This is a genomic window from Amycolatopsis vancoresmycina, from assembly GCF_000716785.1.
Lineage (GTDB): Bacteria > Actinomycetota > Actinomycetes > Mycobacteriales > Pseudonocardiaceae > Amycolatopsis > Amycolatopsis vancoresmycina.
Window position 1 is genome coordinate 42,954 of sequence record NZ_JNYY01000001.1, and the last position, 16,384, is coordinate 59,337.

Sequence of the window (16,384 nt, forward strand, 5' to 3'; positions counted from 1 at the left end):
CTCACCCCTTGCCTTCACGGAATACCTGTCATGACGGAGCCGTGTTGTGCCTTCCGCCGCGAGGCGACCCCCGTACCGGCCCCGAACTCCCGCTTCCGCTCGCAGGTCTCCCCCCAGCCTTCGCCGAGCGGAAGCGGGCCTTCCGTCAGTGCTCCGAAGTGGACGGTGCCATCGGCCCGCGCCGGATCAGCCAGCTGCCCGCGAACGCCAGCAGGCCGACCAGCCCGGCCACGACGAACGCCGCCCGCAGGCCCGCGGCGTCCGGGCTGCTCGCCGTCGCGTCGTGGCTGCCCAGCGTCGCGATGCTCACGAACATCGCCGTGCCGAGGGCGCCCGCCACCTGCTGCAGCGTCGAGAGGATCGCGCTGCCGTGGGAATAAAGGTGGTCCGGCAGCACGCCGAGGGCCTCGGTGAACAGCGGCGTCATCATCAGGCCGAGCCCGGCCATCATCAGCACGTGGATCCCGATCACCGCGACCAGCGGCGAACCCGGCCCCAGCACCGCGAACAGCCCCAGCGAAGCCGCCATCGCCGCCGCGCCCGGGATCACCAGCGGGCGGCCGCCGACCTTGTCGAACAGCGCCCCGACCGGGCGGCCCAGCAGACCCAGCACCAGCCCGCCCGGCAGCATCGCCAGCCCGCTGACGAACGTGCTCGTGTGCAGCACCGTCTGCAGGTACAGCGGCAGCAGGATCGCCGCCGCGCCGATCAGGCACACGAACAACAGCGCCGTCAGCACCAGCGCCACCACGAAACTGCGGTGCGTGAACGGCCGCAGGTCCAGCAGCGCCCGGTCCCGGCGCTGCAACCGCAGCTGCCGCCAGACGAACACCGCCAGCGCCGCGACCCCGGCCACGATCGGCACCCAGCCCGGCACCAGCGGCTCGGCCCCGGCCTGCTCCCCGCCGGCCGACAGGCCGAACAGCACCCCGCCGAACCCGATCGCCGACAACAGCACCGATGGCACGTCCAACGGCACCCGCCGGCGTTCGGCGGCCAGGCGCAGCAACAGCGCACCCGCCACCAGCGCGGCCACCGCCAGCGGCAGCACGATCCAGAACATCCAGCGCCAGCCCAGCGAAAGCACCGCGCCACCGATCGTCGGCCCGATCGCCGGCGCGACCGCGATCACGATGGTGATCGTGCCCATCGTCGCGCCGCGGCGCTCCGGCGGCACCAGCCGCATCACCGTCGTCATCAGCAACGGCAGCATCACCGCCGTGCCGCACGCCTGGATCACCCGCCCGGTCATCAGCAGGCCGAACCCGGGCGCGACACCGCACACCAGCGTGCCCAGGCTGAACGCCGACAGCGAGAAGAGGAACACCTCCCGCGGCGAGAACCGCTCCAGCAGGAACCCGGTCGTGGGAATGACGACCGCCATCGTCAGCAGGAACCCGCTGGTCAGCCACTGCACCGTCGTGGTCGGCACCCGCAGGTCGACGGTCAGCTCACGCAGCCCGACGCTCAGGATCGTCTCGTTGAGGATCATCACGAACGCGGAGAGCACGAGCACCCCGATGAGGAGCCCCGAGCGCGCCGGAGCGCGATCCAGGCCGGAAGACGGAGTGGACACGGTTTCGGTCATCGGGATGGGACTCTCCTGGTCGGCCGGGACGGCCGCGTGGCACACGGGACGTCCTTCGCAGTGTGCCCGTTTCGCACCCTCCCTGTCAGGCGGTTTTCGGTGAACCGGACCCCCTGCGAAGCCGTCTCGGGCGTCCGATATGCTTTCCGCCAGTACGAAGTTCCGCAGCGCGCGATTAGCTCAGCGGGAGAGCGCTTCCCTGACACGGAAGAGGTCACTGGTTCAATCCCAGTATCGCGCACCACGAGTCCACCCCCCGGACCTCGTGAATTTCGTACCACGGGCGATTAGCTCAGGGGGAGAGCGCTTCGTTCACACCGAAGAGGTCACTGGTTCGATCCCAGTATCGCCCATTCGAATCGGGGAGAGCCCTGTTCGCGGACTGCGCGAACGGGGCTCTCTCATTCTGTGTCTTGTGGGGGCCGAGCCCCCACACCCCCGCCGGGGGCAAGCCCCCGGACCCCCGCGTGTGGTTGCCTTGCGTTGGTGGGTGGCGGTTTTCGTTCACATCGGACTGTTTTGGTCACAGCAGGCGGCGCTGGAGTGCGTCGGCCATGATCGTCGTCACCGTCGTTTCCAGTTCCTTGTCGTTCGGGAGGGTTCCTTGGCGGCGGCCTGCGAAGAGCAGGTGGGCTGCGCCGATCAACGACAGGGACAGTGAGTCCACCTCGGCGTCCGCCGCTATGCGGCCCTGTTCGCGCTCGGCTGACAGGTAGCTCTTCAGCATGTCGCGGGCCTCCGTCAAGATCGGGAGGCCGTTTCCCCGGCGCAAACGGGTGCGGAGCTCGTCGCGGAAGAAGACCAGGCTCGTCAACGCAAGTGACACGGGGTCGAACAGCTCCGTCAGCGCGTCGATGAGGTTTTCCGTCACCCCGCGGGTGCCCGCTGCTGCCCGCAGGAGGGCCGCCTGATCGGCCAAGCGGGCGAGGCGGTCGCGGACGAGGTCGGCCAGGAAGTCGTCGAAGTCCGTGAAGTAGCGGTGCAGGACCCCCTTAGCCACATCGGCTTCCGTGGTCACCGCGCGGCTGGTCAGGGCGTTCGGGCCGTCGCGGAGGAGGACCCGCTCGGCCGCCTCGAACAGCTGCTTGCGCACGTCCCGCAGATGGACCCCGGTTGGCATGGCCCCATTCTCCGATACGGCCGGTGGTTGTCCTAGTGGGCGAGCGCCCATTAGAGTGGGCGCATGCCCACTCAACCTCATGAAGCCCGCGCGATGGCAGAGTCCTTCGGTGCCGATGTCGAACGCTACGACCGGGCGCGGCCGGAGTACCCGCGTGACCTGGTGGACCGGGTGGTCGCCGAGAGTCCCGGGGCCGATGTCCTCGACGTCGGGTGCGGGACCGGGATCGAGGCGCGGCAGTTCCGCGCCGCCGGCTGCCGGGTGCTCGGCGTCGACCCCGACGCGCGGATGGCCGCCTTCGCCCGCCGCGGCGGGATCGACGTGGAGGTGGCGGCGTTCGAGGACTGGGAGCCGGCCGGGCGGACCTTCGACGCCGTCGTCGCCGGGCAGGCCTGGCACTGGGTGGACCCGGTGGCGGGACCGGCCAAGGCGGCCCGGATCCTGCGGCCCGGCGGGCTGCTCGCCGTCTTCGCCCACGTGTTCCAGCCGCCCGCGGCGGTCGCGGAGGCCTTCGCCGCGGCGTGCCGGCGGGTGCTGCCGGGCTCGCCCTTCGCGGGGGAGTCCCGGCCGGCCTCCGACGTCTACGACGTGATGTTCACCGGTTTCGCCGACGCGATCGCGAAAACCGGCGGCCTCGGGGCCCCGGACCGCCGCCGCTTCACGTGGGAGCGGACCTACACGCGCGACGAGTGGCTGGACTTCCTGCCCACCACCGGCGGGCTGACCCGGGTGCCGCCGGGAGTGCTCGCGGAGGTGCTGGCCGAGGTCGGCGCGGCCATCGACGGGCTCGGCGGGAGCTTCGTGCTGCCGTACACGACCCTGGCCGTCGTCGCCCGGAAGTATTGACAAAAAAAGTTGTCGGTGAGACCTTGGTGGCATGTCCTTCCAGGCTTACCTCGACAACGCCGAGAAACAGACCGGCATCACCCCGCGCGGCTTCCTCGACCTGGCCGCCGCCCAGAACCGCACGAAGCACGGCGAAATCATCACCTGGCTGAAGACCGAACACGGCCTCGGCCACGGCCACGCGACGGCCATCGCCCGCCTCATCACGAAGGGCCCCGAGTTCGTCGCCGCCCACCACACCGGCGGCGTCCTCCACCTCGACGGCCTGGCCGCCCGGCCCTGACCCGGGCGGCCCCGCCGCCGTGCTGCCCCGCCAATCACGCGAGATCCGCGCCCAATCACGCGAGATGCCCGCTCAATCACGCGAGTTCCGCGTTCCCGGCCTCAGGCGGGCGCGATCGGCCCGAGGAACGTCCCGCCGGAGACGTCGAGCGTGCGGCCGGTGATCCACCGCCCGCCCGGCCCGGTAAGGAAACCCACCACGTCGGCGACGTCCTCCGGCTCGCCGATCCGGCCCAGCGCCGTCATCGCGGTGAGGCCGGCCGCCGCCTCCGGGATGGCCAGCAGCGGCTCCGTCATGTCCGTGCGGATCGGGCCCGGGGCGACCGTGTTCACCGTGATCCCGCGGTGGCCGAGCTCGTTCGCCAGCGTCGGGGCGAGCGCCTCGACCGCGGCTTTGCTGATCGTGTAACCGATCTGGCTCTGCACCGCGATCCGGCTGGCCATCGAGCCGACGGTGACGATCCGGCCGCCGTCGTTCAGCACCGGCAGCAGCCGCCGGATCAGCAACGTCGGTGTCTTGACGTTGATGGCCAGCAGCTGGTCCAGCTCCTCCTCGGTCAGCTGCCCGATCGTGCTGTGCGAGCCGATTCCCGCGTTGCTGACCAGGATGTCCAAGCCGTCGCCGAACTCCGCGGCGACCGCGTCCGCCAGCCGGTCGACGGCGCCGGCTTCGCCGAACCGGGCCGCCACGGTGAACGCGCGGCCGCCCGCCGCCTCGATCAGCGCGACGGTTTCCTTCGCCGCCACCTCGTTGCCGCCGTGGTGCACGGCGACCACGGCGCCGTCCGCGGCCAGCCGCCGGGCGATCGCGCGGCCGATTCCCCGCGAAGCCCCCGTCACCAAGGCGTTCCTGCTCGTCATGTCCGGCTCCTCCGGGTCGGTGCCGGACCCTGGTGGCCCGGCGCTGACCGAAGGTTTCCGCCCGGCGCTGACCGGACACGCACCGTGCGCGCACCGCCGCCGGAGCAGCGGTGCGCGGACGGTCAGCGAGCCGCGGCCGCGGGTTCCGGGCGGGCCGCGGCGGGCACCGCCGGGGACCACCGGGGCAGGAACGCGGCGACGGCCAGTGCGATCAGCGCGGCCGCCGAGCCCATCCCCAGCACCAGCCGGAAACCGTTCTGCGACGGCAGGGTCGCCGGCCCGAACGAGATGGTCAGCCGGGCCAGGATCAGCCCGGCGGTGGCGCTCGACACCGACGTCCCGATCGAGCGCATCAGCGTGTTCAGGCTGTTGGCGGCGGCGGTTTCCGACACCGGCACGGCGCCCATCACCAGCGCCGGCATGGCGCCGTAGGCCAGCCCGATCCCGGCGCCGATGACGCACGAGATCAGCACCAGGTGCCAGGTCGCGCTCATCAGGACGACGCCGAGGGCGTACCCCGCCGCGACGACCACCGCGCCGAGCATCAGCGTGGTCTTCGGGCCACGGGTCCGCGTGATGCGCGCGGACACCGGCGCCAGCGCCATCATGACCAGCCCGGACGGCGCCATCACCAGGCCCACGGCCAGCATCGACCGGCCGAGGCCGTACCCGGTGGCCGCCGGCAGCTGCAGCAGCTGCGGCAGCACCAGCGACATCGCGAACATCGAGAAGCCGAACACCGCGGACGCGATGTTCGTCAGCAGCACCTGCCGCCGCGCGCTCGTCCGCAGGTCCACCAGCGGCTGCCGGGTCCGCAGCTCCCAGCGGCCCCACAGCAGCAGGACGACGGCGGCCGCGGCGAACAGCCCGAGCGTCGCGCCGCTGCCCCAGCCCCAGTCGGCGCCCTTCGAGATGGCCAGCAGCAGGCACACCAGCGCCACCGAGAGCCCGGCCGCGCCGGGCACGTCGAACCGGCCGCCGGTGCGGACCGGCGACTCCGGCACCAGCGCCACGACCAGCGCGGTGACGACGACGCCGAGCCCGGCCGCGGTCCAGAAGAGCGCGTGCCAGTCGGCGTTTTCGGCCAGCAGCGCCGCCGCGGGCAGGCCCAGTGCGCCGCCGACGCCGAGCGACGCGCTCATCAGCGCGGTGGCCGAGCCGAGCCGTTCGGCGGGCAGCTCGTCGCGCATGATGCTGATCCCGAGCGGGATGACGCCGGCGGCGAGGCCCTGCAGGGTCCGCCCGGCGACCATCGGCACGAGGCTGTCGGAGAGCGCGCCGATCGCCGAACCCACGACCAGCGCGCCGAGGCTGATCAGCAGCATCCGCCGCTTGCCGTACATGTCGCCGAGCCGGCCCATGGTCGGCGTGGCCACGGCGCCGGCGAGCAGGGTGGCGGTGATGGCCCAGGTGGCGTCGGCGGCGGACGCGTGCAGCAGTGCGGGCAGCGCCGGGATCAGCGGGATGACCAGCGTCTGCATCAGCGAGACGGTGATGCCCGCGAGGGCGAGGACCGCGACGACGAGGTTCGCGCGCGGCGACGCCTCCCCGGCGGCTCTGGATGGATCGGGCACGAGCGGTCCTCCGGGTGATCGGGTAGCAGAGTTCAATTAAATCAGTCGCTTGACTTAGCGTAGCAGCCTTCGGTTGACTGCTGACGAACTGACGGCGACCGTGGAGGAACGATGACGACCACTGAGATTCCCGAGTTCCCGATGCCCCGGGCCGCGGGCTGCCCGTTCGACCCGCCGCCCGCCGCCCGCGCGCTGCAGGAGGAGACCCCGCTCGCCCGGGTCCGGCTCTGGGACGGCAGCACGCCGTGGCTGGTGACCCGCTACGCCGACCAGCGGGAGCTGCTGGTGGATCCCCGGGTCAGCGCCGACATCACCCGGCCCGGGTACCCGAGCCCCGCGCCGCTGCCGAAGCGCGGCACCGGGTTCGGCTTCATCCTGATGGACAACCCGGAACACGCGCGGCTGCGCAAGATGGTGACGGCGCCGTTCACGATCCGCCGGGTCGCCGCGATGCGCCCGGCGGTGCAGCGGATCGTCGACGACCTGATCGACGAGCTGCTGGCCGGCCCGAAGCCGGTGGACCTCGTCGAGGCGTTCGCGCTGCCGGTGCCGTCACTGGTGATCTGCGAGCTGCTCGGCGTCCCGTACGCCGATCACGACTTCTTCCAGGAGAACAGCAAGGTCATCGTCCGCCGTGACGCGAAGCCCGAGGAGCGGGCGGCCGGGCACCAGGCGCTGATCGGCTACCTCGACCGGCTGGTGGGGGCGAAGCTCGAGAATCCTGCGGACGACCTGCTTTCCGGTGTCGCCGCCCGGGTCGCGGCGGGGGAGCTGACCCGGGCCGAAGCGGCGCAAATGGGCCTGCTGCTGCTCGTCGCCGGCCACGAGACGACGGCGAACATGATCGCGCTCGGCACCCTGGCCCTGCTGGAGCACCCGGACCAGCTGGCGCTGCTGCGCGAGTCCGACGACCCGGCGCTGGTCGCGTCGGCGGTCGAAGAGCTGTTGCGCTACTTGAACATCACGCACAACGGGCGCCGGCGCGTCGCGCTGGAGGACATCGAAATCGCCGGGGAGACGATCCGCGCGGGCGAGGGCCTGATCATGGCGAGCGACATCGCCAACCGCGACCCGGAGGTGTTCCCCGACGGCGACCGGCTGGACCTCACCCGCGACTCGCACCGGCACGTCGCCTTCGGCTTCGGCGTCCACCAGTGTCTCGGCCAGCCGCTGGCCCGGCTCGAGCTGCAGGTCGTCTACAGCACGCTGTACCGCCGGATCCCGACGCTGGCGCCGGCCACCGACGTCGGGCGGATCCCGTTCAAGCACGACGGATCCGTCTACGGCGTCTACGAACTGCCGGTGACCTGGTAGGTCAGACGCTGCGCAGCACCGACACGACCGCGCCCAGGATCGTGGCGCGGTCGCCGTCGATGACGTCGTAGGCCGGGTTGCGGGGCTCGAGGTAGACGTGCCCGTCGCGGCGGCGGTACACCTTGACGGTCGCCTCTTCGTCGATCATCGCCGCGACGATCTGCCCCGAGTGCGCCTCCGACTGCTGCTTCACCACGACGATGTCGCCGTCGCAGATGGCCGCGTCGATCATCGAATCCCCGCGCACGCGCAGCCCGAAGACGTTCCCGCGCCCGGTCAGGTCGCGGGGCAGCTTGAGGACGTCGTCGACGTGCTCGACGGCCGAGATCGGCGTGCCGGCGGCGATGTCGCCGACCACGGGCACCGGCACCGAGTCGCCGTCCTCGGGGGCGGCGGTGCCGTGCAGGAACGCGCGCACGTCCATCGGCCGCGAGACTCCCGCGCCGCGGCGCAGGTACCCCTTGTCCTCCAGCGCGGCCAGGTGCTTCGACACCGACGACGTCGACTGCAGGCCGACGGCGTCGCCGATCTCCCGGGTGCTGGGGGAGTAGCCGTGCCGGACCACCCAGTCCCGGATCGCCACCAGGATCTTCTGCTGCCGCTCCGGCAGCAGCGAGGGGTCGAGGTGCTCGAACGTGTCGTCGTAGGTGGTCACGGGCGTGATCCTAGGGGCTGCGGCCGGCCGCTCGCCGCCCGGTCCCCGGCACGCGGTCCCGCTGACCGGAACACCGGGTGACGGTTGGCGCCTTACCAACACCAACCGGGACTTTGCCAGCCGTTGACCTTCGTAACGAATCGACGTATGGTCTAGACCACAATTTTCCTTCGCTCGTAACCCTTCCGACGCGGCGGCCCACCCCGGCCGCAGCTCCGCCGTGCCCGGCGGCGGAAGGCGAGCCTGTCCCCGAAGGAGCTGGTATGAACCGCAAACTGGTCGCGGCCGCGGTGGGCGCACTCCTGGCCCCGGTGCTGGTGGTGCTGAACCCGGCGGGTATCGCGAGCGCGCACGGCTACGTCAGCTCGCCGGCCAGCCGGCAGGCGCAGTGCGCCCAGCACACGGTGCAGTGCGGGCAGATCCAGTACGAACCCCAGAGCGTGGAGGGGCCGAAGGGCCTCAAGTCCTGCAACGGCGGCCTGTCCCAGTTCGCCGAGCTGAACGACAACAGCAAGGGCTGGCGCGCGGCCCCGGTGGGCCGCACGGTGACGTTCACGTGGACCTTCACCGCCCGCCACCGCACGTCGAACTACCAGTACTTCATCGGCAGCCAGAAGATCGCGGAGGTGAGCGGCAACAACCAGCAGCCCCCGGCGACGGTGGCGCACCAGGTCAACCTGGGCAGCCACACGGGCCGCCAGACGGTGCTGGCGGTGTGGAACATCGCGGACACGGCCAACGCGTTCTACGCCTGCATCGACCTGCAGGTGAGCTGAGCGGGCGCGGCCCGGGAGCGCGCGGCTCCCGGGCCGCGGCCTTCAGGCCCGGCCGTGCGGGGAAAGGCCCCGTTCGAGCAGCAGCGCGGAATCGGGCAGCTGTGCCCGGTGCGCGGCGGCCAGCAGCGCCCGAGCCGCGTACCGGCTGCCGTTGGCCGCGCGGGTGACGAGCTCGTCCCAGAGCTGGGAATCCGCCAGGAGGTTCGCGAGTTCGCGGTCGGACCAGGCCGCCCCCGAACGGGCGGATTCGTTGAGTAGGTCGAACGCTTCGCGGGAGCGGCGGTTGCCGACGAGGTGGCGGACGAGTTCGGCGCCCGCGTATTCGTTGCCCGTTTCGGCCAGCCGCCTCACCTGAGTGAAGTTGCCCGCTTTGGCCAGGCGCTGCGCGACCCAGCGCCGCGCCCATTCCGAGTCCCGCCGGGCGATCTTGAGCGCCTCCTCCCAGCAGTCCAGGTCGGCCAGCAGGTCGGCGACTGTTTCCGAAATCTCCTCCACGGCATTGTGGAAGGACGCCGAGACGGGTTCGCTGAGCTCCTTCAGCAGGCTGACCAGACGTTCCCGGTGGCCGTGCGCGAGCAGGGCACGGGCCAGCGCCTGCAACAGTTCAGCGGACTGTGGCCGGTTCCGGGGGAGGCCGAGCTCGATGGCGAGTTCCTGCCGTCCGTGCTGAACCAGCAGTTCCAACAACCGGGCGCTCGGATTACCCGGGCTCGCTCCGGCCGCCAGCCGGATGGCCTCCGGTACCTCGCCCCTTTCGAGGAGCTTTTCCGCCAGGATGAGCGAAACATCGGCGTCGCCGACCTCCGCAAGAGCTTTGAGCCGGTCCAGCCGTCCGTGGTTCGCGAACTGCCGGGCGAGCCAGGTGCGAGGCCAGTGCGCGGCAGTGGTTTGTGCCACCGCCAAGGCATCCTCCCAACGACCGGCGTCCGCTAACAGGTCGGCCAGCCGTTCTCCCACGGTGCCTGCGTCCAAGGACAGGTACGCGGCCGCCGTGGTGGTTGGCAGTCGTTCGGTGGATCTCTCGTCGACGAGTGAATCTGCTGTGGTTCGGCTTCGCTCGATGAGCCAGCGGAGCAGATCGATGCCTTCATCGGCTCGCCCCGAAGCGACTAGGAGGTCTGTGAGTGCCTTCCATGCCCATCGGGAGTCGGATCCGGAGATGTTCAGCGTTTCAAGGAGCGTCTCGGCATCGGAGATACGGCCGGTATCGACGAGCATGGTGGTCACGGCTTCGTGAGAATGCCACATCAATCGGGTGATCAGGGCGGGGGCTTCAGATTCGCCAACGGTGCGAAGAACAGCCGTTGCTCGCTCCACCCGGCCGAACTCGGCGAGCACATCGACCAGGTGACTCCGGTACCCGGTGTCGGCCAGCTCCAGCGTCCGGTCCATCAGCGGATCCGCGTAGCGGTACAACAGGCGCTGGTAAGCGTTCTCGGTCAGGCGCACCAGATCCTCGGGGTGCGCCGCATGGGTCACGCAGGCTTCCCACAGCTCGGCGGCGGCCGGTGTCCACCGGCGGGCCGCGCGGCCGTGCTGGTCGAGGTAGTCGTGCAGCTCGTAGCCGTCGGGTGGCCCGGTGCCCGGCTGTCTCCGCCGGGCGACGAGGGCGGTCACGCCCAGCAGCGCCTCGTCCGCGGCGCGCGTGAGACCGCGGGAAAACCAGTCGTCCGGAGGGTTCACCCGGTCGCGTTCGCCGAGGTAGCCGCCGGCGGCGGCTTCCAGCAGGGCACGCGGCAGGGGCTGGAGGTGGCCCAGGCGCCGGGCGTCGACCGCGGCCGTGAGGATCGCGGCGGCGTAGCGGCCGTCTTCGTCGTCGGGGTGTTCGAACAGCTCCACGAGCATCGGGCCGCCGGCCATCGTCTGGATCACCCGGCGGCCGTCGCCGGACGCCGACGCGGCGGCCGCGAGGCGGGGGTCGACGGCACTGGTCGCGCGGAGCCGGGCGACCTCCGCCCGGCTCAGCTGCTCGGCGACCCGGATCCGGCTGGCCCGGTGCTGGAGCAGGGCCCGGGCGTTCGCGTGCTCGTCCCGCTGCCCGCTTCTGGGCTGCGCGACGAACTCGGCCCAGAACTGCGGCCAGAGCGTGCCCACGACGGCGAACGGCCCGCCGTGGGAGCCGTCCAGCAGGTCCCGGAGGGCGGCCGCGGCGAGGTCGCCGGTCGGGCCGGACAGGTGGTTGTGGGTCTCGTTGAGCCACAGCACCGCCTTGTCGGCGAGCCGGCCGGAGTGCAGCAGCCGCAGCAGGTCGTCGGCGGTGCGGGGGTACCACAGCGGCCAGTCGCGCAGGGACCGGCTCGCCAGCACCGCTTCGTAGAGCGCCCGCGTCTTGCCGGTCGACGATTCCCCGCTGAGCACCACCATCACGTTCGCGGTCACGTCGTCGAGCAGGCCGGCCAGCTCGTCGTCGTGGGGGCGGCGCAGGTAGCCGGGCAGATCCGGCAGCCGCTCACCGGCCGGCGACCCGCCCACGGTGATCGCCCGGTGGACACCGAGGTCGAACGGGCTCCACCCGCCGACCGGCCGCGCCGGAACGCGCCCGGGATCCGGCGACGGCGCGGAATGCAGGTGGACGTCGCCGTGGACCGCCCCCGCCTGCAGGACCGGGCCGGTCGGGCCGTGGACCCGGTTGCGGGCCGAAATCCGTTCGTCCAGAACCCCTCCCTCGCCGGCGTTCCCACCATAAACCGCGCAGGCGCGGCGGGGCGAAGGGTCAGCAGGGCACTGCGGTGGAGTGGCCAGGCTTGGCGGGGAGCTTCACGTGGGTCGTGAGCGCGTTGTTCGCCTCGCTGAGTTCGGCGATTTCACGAGCCGGATCGACGGTGACGATCACGGTGCGGGTTTGGCCGTAGTCGGTCGCGGCCAGCGGCAGCGCGGCGACGGTCGAGCCGGTCTTGCCGACCGCCGTGTGGAGCGTGACGGTTTTGCCCGGGCCTGCGGTCACCTTCACCGGGACCAGCCCGGGCAGGTCCGCGGGATCGCCGGTCAGCGAGACGTGGAAGAACACCTGGAGCGCGTCACGGCCGTCGACGGTGCCGGCGGGTTGTACGACGCACCTCAGCCCGGTCGGCGAAACGCTCAGATCGAGAAGGTCGCCTCCACCGCTCAGTTCGACGGTCTTCTCGAGCCCGTGGTCGTCGCGGATGATCACCTGGGCGGTTTGCGGCCCACTCGCGCCCCCGGGTTCGAACGTCACCTGGAAACTGCAGGTGGCATCGGGAGCGAGGGTTTTTCCGACGCAGTCGTCGGTGCGGGTGAACTTCGCCTTCGCCGGGCCGGTGAGTTCCACGGATTTGATGGGAACAGGGGATTTGCCGACGCTCTTGATCGTGATTCCACCGGTGCAGACCGGTTGGCAGGTCAATTTTTCCGGCGTTGTCTCGAGTTCGCGGTCTTCGTGAACGGATGTTTCGGTTGTGGGCGGTGTGGTGGGTGGCCACGGGGCGGTCGGCCCCGGCACGCCGGGCGGAGCAGGCACGATCTTGTGATCCGTCGCCACTCCCACGCCGAAGGCGCCCGAATAGGTGACCACCGCGGCGACCACGGTGATCAGCACCGCCAGACCGGCCCGGACCGGGCGCCACCGGCCGACCGCGGTGACGAACGGGGGAATGGCCGCGCCGAGGCAGAGTCCCAGCAGCCTGATCGGGCCCGGTTCGGCGGCCAGGCTGGTCGCCACCGTCCCGCACACCGCCCCGATGATCGCCAGCACGAGCCCGACCGACGCGTTCACTTCTTCTTTCGTCGCCACTGCACTCCACTCCTCCGGATTCCGGTCACCGATGGCACCAGGAGTGCGGCCGGAAACGCGTGGATACCCCGGAAATCCTGTTATTGTTTTCTGGCTGCTTCGGAGGTGGTGGGAATGACTTCCGAGACCGGCTCGCCGACACCGGCCACGAACGCGCACATCGGCGAACTGCTCGAGGCGGCGAGGGCCGGCGACCGCACCGGTTTCGCCGAGATAGTCCGCGCGCTGAGCCCGATGCTCTGGCACGTCGCGCGGGCGCAGGGGATCGACGCCGAAACGGCGTCGGACGTCGTGCAGCAGACCTGGCTCGCCCTGGTGCGTTCGCTGGCGGACATCCGCACCCCCGCGGCGCTCACCGGCTGGCTCGTGCAGGTCACCAAGCGGGAGGCGTGGCGGGTCGCCCGCGCCGGTCGCGCCGAGCGGTTCGTCGATCCCTGGGACCTCCGTGACACCCCGGCGGACGATCCCGGCCCCGAGCAGCTCGCGGTGGCTTCGGACACCCAACGGCGGCTCTGGAGCCTGGTGAAGCAGCTCCCCGAGCGGTGCCAGGCCCTGCTGCGCATCGTCGCGTTCGTCCCGCGCCCGGACTACGACGCGATCAGCGAGAGCCTCGGCGTGCCCCACGGCTCGATCGGCCCGACCCGCGGCCGGTGCCTGGCCCGGCTGCGCCGGCTCCTGGAAGCCGGAATCCCCGGCGAGGAAGGACGGACACCGTGACCAGCTCCGAGGACGCCGTCCTGCGCCGGATCCGCGACCTGTGGTCGGCCGTCGACCCGCCACCGCCCCTGCTGGCGGACTGGGCGTTGTTCGCCCTGGAACCGGCCGGCCCCGACATCGAGATCCTCAAGACCTGCGGCTGCCGCGAACCCGCCACCACCCGCGGCGGCGAACGGACCCACTCGATGACGTTCGAGGGAACGAGCCGGACGGTCGTGCTCACCGTGACGCAGTCGGCGGCCGACACGATCCGCGTCGACGGCTGGCTGACCCCGCCCGGCGCCGTGGCGGTCGAGCTGCGCACCGCGGACGGTCCGCGGCCGGCCAGGTCCGACGAACAGGGGAGGTTCGCCTTCGACGGGGTCGCCCGCGGCCCGGTGCAGCTGGTGGTCCGGGACCGCGGAACGGCGTTGACACCGTCGGTCGTCGTCGGCACGTGACCTGCTCCGTGCGGGTGGACCTGGACGTCCGGCTCGCGCCGGGAGGCACGGGAAGCGACACACTGCTCCCGTGACGGAGGGAACCGGCGTTGCCAACGATGTCCGTGGCGGGGTGACGGGCCCGGTGGTGCAGGCCGGGACGATCCGGCACGTCAGCCTGACCGCGCCGCCCGACCCGTGGGCCGGGGGCACGCGGCCGGGAGTGCCGCGGCAACTGCCACTGGCGATCAAGGACTTCACCGGCCGCGCCGACCACATCGCGGCCTTGGACGCCCTTTTGCCCGCCGAAGACGGAAGCGCTCCGGGCGCGGTCGTGATCTCGGCGGTGGAGGGAACTGCGGGCATCGGGAAGACCACGTTGGCCGTGTGGTGGGCGCACCGGGTGCAGGACCGGTTCCCGGACGGCACGTTGCACGTGAACCTGCGTGGCTACGGAACGGGGGACCCGGCCACCCCCGGTGAGGTGCTGGAGGGCTTCCTGCGGGCGCTGGGCATGCGCGCCGAGCAGATTCCGGTGGGGGTGGAGGCCCAGGCGGGGTTGTTCCGGTCGCTGGTGGCGGGGCGGCGGATGCTGATCGTGCTGGACAACGCCAACGACGCCGGTCAGGTCCGTCCGCTGCTGCCGGGAACACCCGGGTGCGTCGTGGTGGTGACCAGCCGGGACAGCCTGACCGGGCTGGTGGTCACCGAGGCGGCGACCCGCCTGACCTTGGACCTGCTGCCCCAGGACGAAGCCGTGGAGCTGGTGACCGGCATCCTCGGCCCGGCCACGGCCGCCGCCGAACCGGACGCGGTCCGGGCGCTGGTGCGGTGTTGCGGCCGGCTGCCGCTGGCGTTGCGGATCGCCGCCAGCCAGGTGACGCCCCCGCACGTCACGGTGGGGGATGTGGTCGCCGAACTCGCCGACGACCACCTTCGCCTGGACGCGCTGAGCCGGGACGGGGACGACCGGGCGGCGGTGCGGGCGGTGTTCGGCTGGTCCTACCGGCGGTTGCCGGCCGGGCACGCGCGGGCGTTCCGCCGCCTGGGACTGCATCCCGGCGAGGAATTCGGGGTGGAAGCCGCGGCGGCGGTCACCGGGCTCGACCTTCCCGAAGCGAAGCGGGTGCTCGCGGCATTGGCGCGAGCGCACGTGATCGAGTCGGCGGCCGGCCGGCAGCGGTACCGATTCCACGATCTGCTGCGCGCCTTCGCCGTCGACCGGGCCGAGCGGGACGATCCGCCGTCGAAAGTGGAACAGGCGCGGCGTGCCCTGCTGACGTGGTACGCCCACCACGCCAGGGCGGCTTTGGGGATCCTGTTCCCCGCGCACCGCGACTGGGCTCCCGCGGTGCGGCCGGCCACCCGCACCCGCCCGGAGATCCGGCTCGCCGAACCGGAGGAGACGTGGGCGTGGACCGTGCTCGAGGTCGACAACCTGGTCGCCGCGACCCGCGATGCCGACCTCCACGAGGAGACGTCCTTGACGCTTCTGCTCGGGGAAACGACCGCGATGATCCTGCACCGGCGGGGACGCTGGGACGACCTGTGCGACCTGCGCTCGCGGGCATTGGTGGCCGCTCGCCGCACGGGCGACGCTTCCGCGGAGATCCACGCAGTGATCGCGCTGGGGGAGACGTACCAGGTGCTCGGCCGGTGGCAGGACGCCGACGGCGTGCTTCGCACCGCCTTGGTGATGGCCCGTGAGTTCGGGAAGCCGTGGTACGAAGCGACGGCACTCATGCAACTCGGTGATGGGAGCTGGATGCAGGGGCGGTACGCCGAGGCGAAGGACTACTTGCTGGCGGCGCTGCCGTTCGCCCCGGGGGCGCAGCACGGACGCATCGAAGCCCAGATCGAGTCAGTCCTGGCGGCCATCGCTTTCCGCCAGGGCGAGACTGCGGTGGCTCTCGACCGCGCCCACCGGGGGTTCGTGCTCAGCGAGCAGGCCGGCGACTGTGAAGGACAGGTCGGCAATCTGCGCGCCATGGCGACGATTCACCACAGCGCGGGGAACCACCAGAGAGCGATCGAGCTGTGCGAGCAGGCCCTGCGCATCGTTTCCTCTGAGTTCTTCCCCACCTTCTTCGCCGACACCTTGGACACGCTCGGCGACGTGCTTCGCGACACCGGCGACACGGCACGAGCACTTGACTGCTGGCGCGAAGCCCTGCGTATCTACGACGACTGCCGCTCCACGGAGAGCGCGAACCTCCGTGCGCGGATCCGCGCCCTCGAAGCCACGGCGGGAACCGCCCCGGGCTAGGTCCGCAGCAGGCTCCCGAGCCACCCGGCCGGCACCTGCTCGATCTCCGTCCGTGTCCGGGCGGGGGCCGGATGATGCGGTGGTGCCCCGGACGTGGCTTCGGGGAAAGGTCGGATCCGGGGCACCACCGCCCGCGGGACGGCTGACGGGATGTCCTGCGGTGGACCCACCCTACGAACCGCCGGCGGGCCTGACCAGGGCCTCGATGCGGTGTC

At 71.6% G+C, this 16,384-nt stretch carries 14 protein-coding genes and 2 tRNA genes; 9 read left to right on the top strand and 7 right to left on the bottom strand.

Annotation, left to right across the window (positions count from 1 at the left end; all coding sequences use genetic code 11):
• Positions 1-145: 145 nt before the first annotated feature.
• The gene (locus OO60_RS00190) at positions 146-1,588 is read right to left on the bottom strand and encodes a DHA2 family efflux MFS transporter permease subunit (RefSeq protein WP_033260856.1); all 1,443 of its coding nucleotides are present in this window, start codon (positions 1,586-1,588) and stop codon (positions 146-148) included.
• 169 nt (positions 1,589-1,757) lie between these two features.
• On the opposite strand from OO60_RS00190, the gene OO60_RS00195 reads away from it, so the two are divergent.
• Together OO60_RS00195 and OO60_RS00200 are read left to right on the top strand one after the other, a co-directional pair.
• A tRNA-Val gene (locus OO60_RS00195) sits at positions 1,758-1,832 on the top strand.
• Positions 1,833-1,869: 37 nt separating this feature from the next.
• Positions 1,870-1,941, top strand: a tRNA-Val gene (locus OO60_RS00200).
• Between the two features lie 170 nt (positions 1,942-2,111).
• On the opposite strand, the gene OO60_RS00205 is transcribed toward OO60_RS00200, so the two are convergent.
• On the bottom strand, positions 2,112-2,708 hold the full coding sequence (locus tag OO60_RS00205; RefSeq protein WP_004559321.1) for a TetR/AcrR family transcriptional regulator: 597 nt from the start codon (positions 2,706-2,708) through the stop codon (positions 2,112-2,114).
• 93 nt (positions 2,709-2,801) lie between these two features.
• On the opposite strand from OO60_RS00205, the gene OO60_RS00210 reads away from it, so the two are divergent.
• Positions 2,802-3,554 (top strand): class I SAM-dependent methyltransferase, encoded by a 753-nt coding sequence (locus OO60_RS00210; protein ID WP_004559320.1) that lies wholly within the window; start codon positions 2,802-2,804, stop codon positions 3,552-3,554.
• Positions 3,555-3,585: 31 nt separating this feature from the next.
• Positions 3,586-3,837 (top strand): DUF4287 domain-containing protein, encoded by a 252-nt coding sequence (locus tag OO60_RS00215; protein ID WP_004559319.1) that lies wholly within the window; start codon positions 3,586-3,588, stop codon positions 3,835-3,837.
• Between the two features lie 101 nt (positions 3,838-3,938).
• On the opposite strand, the gene OO60_RS00220 is transcribed toward OO60_RS00215, so the two are convergent.
• Together OO60_RS00220 and OO60_RS00225 are read right to left on the bottom strand one after the other, a co-directional pair.
• Positions 3,939-4,697, bottom strand: a complete 759-nt coding sequence (locus tag OO60_RS00220; protein ID WP_033260857.1) for an SDR family NAD(P)-dependent oxidoreductase — start codon at positions 4,695-4,697, stop codon at positions 3,939-3,941.
• Positions 4,698-4,819: 122 nt separating this feature from the next.
• On the bottom strand, positions 4,820-6,271 hold the full coding sequence (locus tag OO60_RS00225; protein WP_033260580.1) for an MFS transporter: 1,452 nt from the start codon (positions 6,269-6,271) through the stop codon (positions 4,820-4,822).
• 111 nt (positions 6,272-6,382) lie between these two features.
• Here OO60_RS00225 and OO60_RS00230 point away from each other — a divergent pair, with 111 nt between their 5' ends.
• A complete protein-coding gene (locus OO60_RS00230; RefSeq protein ID WP_003103318.1) occupies positions 6,383-7,585 on the top strand; it encodes a cytochrome P450 in 1,203 nt (400 codons plus the stop codon).
• Between the two features lies 1 nt (position 7,586).
• Here OO60_RS00230 and lexA read toward each other — a convergent pair whose 3' ends face one another.
• Positions 7,587-8,240, bottom strand: a complete 654-nt coding sequence (gene lexA / locus OO60_RS00235; protein ID WP_003103316.1) for a transcriptional repressor LexA — start codon at positions 8,238-8,240, stop codon at positions 7,587-7,589.
• A 263-nt stretch (positions 8,241-8,503) separates the two neighbouring features.
• Between lexA and OO60_RS00240 the strand changes: the two genes are divergently transcribed.
• A complete protein-coding gene (locus OO60_RS00240; RefSeq protein WP_003103314.1) occupies positions 8,504-9,016 on the top strand; it encodes a lytic polysaccharide monooxygenase auxiliary activity family 9 protein in 513 nt (170 codons plus the stop codon).
• Positions 9,017-9,058: 42 nt separating this feature from the next.
• On the opposite strand, the gene OO60_RS44860 is transcribed toward OO60_RS00240, so the two are convergent.
• Both OO60_RS44860 and OO60_RS00250 read right to left on the bottom strand, forming a co-directional pair.
• A complete protein-coding gene (locus OO60_RS44860; RefSeq protein ID WP_051767602.1) occupies positions 9,059-11,488 on the bottom strand; it encodes a tetratricopeptide repeat protein in 2,430 nt (809 codons plus the stop codon).
• Between the two features lie 241 nt (positions 11,489-11,729).
• Complete coding sequence (locus OO60_RS00250) at positions 11,730-12,767, bottom strand: hypothetical protein (protein WP_004562235.1); 1,038 nt, start codon at positions 12,765-12,767, stop codon at positions 11,730-11,732.
• Between the two features lie 114 nt (positions 12,768-12,881).
• Between OO60_RS00250 and OO60_RS00255 the strand changes: the two genes are divergently transcribed.
• The 3 genes from OO60_RS00255 (at position 12,882) to OO60_RS00265 (ending at position 16,169) form a co-directional block, all read left to right on the top strand.
• Positions 12,882-13,484: an RNA polymerase sigma factor gene (locus OO60_RS00255; protein WP_004562234.1), complete on the top strand. Its 603-nt coding sequence runs from the start codon at positions 12,882-12,884 to the stop codon at positions 13,482-13,484.
• Positions 13,481-13,924, top strand: a complete 444-nt coding sequence (locus OO60_RS00260; protein WP_004562233.1) for a hypothetical protein — start codon at positions 13,481-13,483, stop codon at positions 13,922-13,924. Before OO60_RS00255 ends, OO60_RS00260 begins: the two co-directional genes overlap by 4 nt.
• Before the next feature lie 70 nt (positions 13,925-13,994).
• A complete protein-coding gene (locus OO60_RS00265; protein WP_240490939.1) occupies positions 13,995-16,169 on the top strand; it encodes an ATP-binding protein in 2,175 nt (724 codons plus the stop codon).
• The last annotated feature ends 215 nt before the right edge of the window (positions 16,170-16,384 follow it).

Bases quoted from the DNA above. Each gene is read 5' to 3' on its own strand.
- OO60_RS00190 (WP_033260856.1), bottom strand. From the start codon at position 1,588: ATGACCGAAACCGTGTCCACTCCGTCTTCCGGCCTGGATCGCGCTCCG.
- OO60_RS00205 (WP_004559321.1), bottom strand. From the start codon at position 2,708: ATGCCAACCGGGGTCCATCTGCGGGACGTGCGCAAGCAGCTGTTCGAG.
- OO60_RS00210 (WP_004559320.1), top strand. From the start codon at position 2,802: ATGGCAGAGTCCTTCGGTGCCGATGTCGAACGCTACGACCGGGCGCGG.
- OO60_RS00215 (WP_004559319.1), top strand. From the start codon at position 3,586: ATGTCCTTCCAGGCTTACCTCGACAACGCCGAGAAACAGACCGGCATC.
- OO60_RS00220 (WP_033260857.1), bottom strand. From the start codon at position 4,697: ATGACGAGCAGGAACGCCTTGGTGACGGGGGCTTCGCGGGGAATCGGC.
- OO60_RS00230 (WP_003103318.1), top strand. From the start codon at position 6,383: ATGACGACCACTGAGATTCCCGAGTTCCCGATGCCCCGGGCCGCGGGC.
- OO60_RS00240 (WP_003103314.1), top strand. From the start codon at position 8,504: ATGAACCGCAAACTGGTCGCGGCCGCGGTGGGCGCACTCCTGGCCCCG.
- OO60_RS00255 (WP_004562234.1), top strand. From the start codon at position 12,882: ATGACTTCCGAGACCGGCTCGCCGACACCGGCCACGAACGCGCACATC.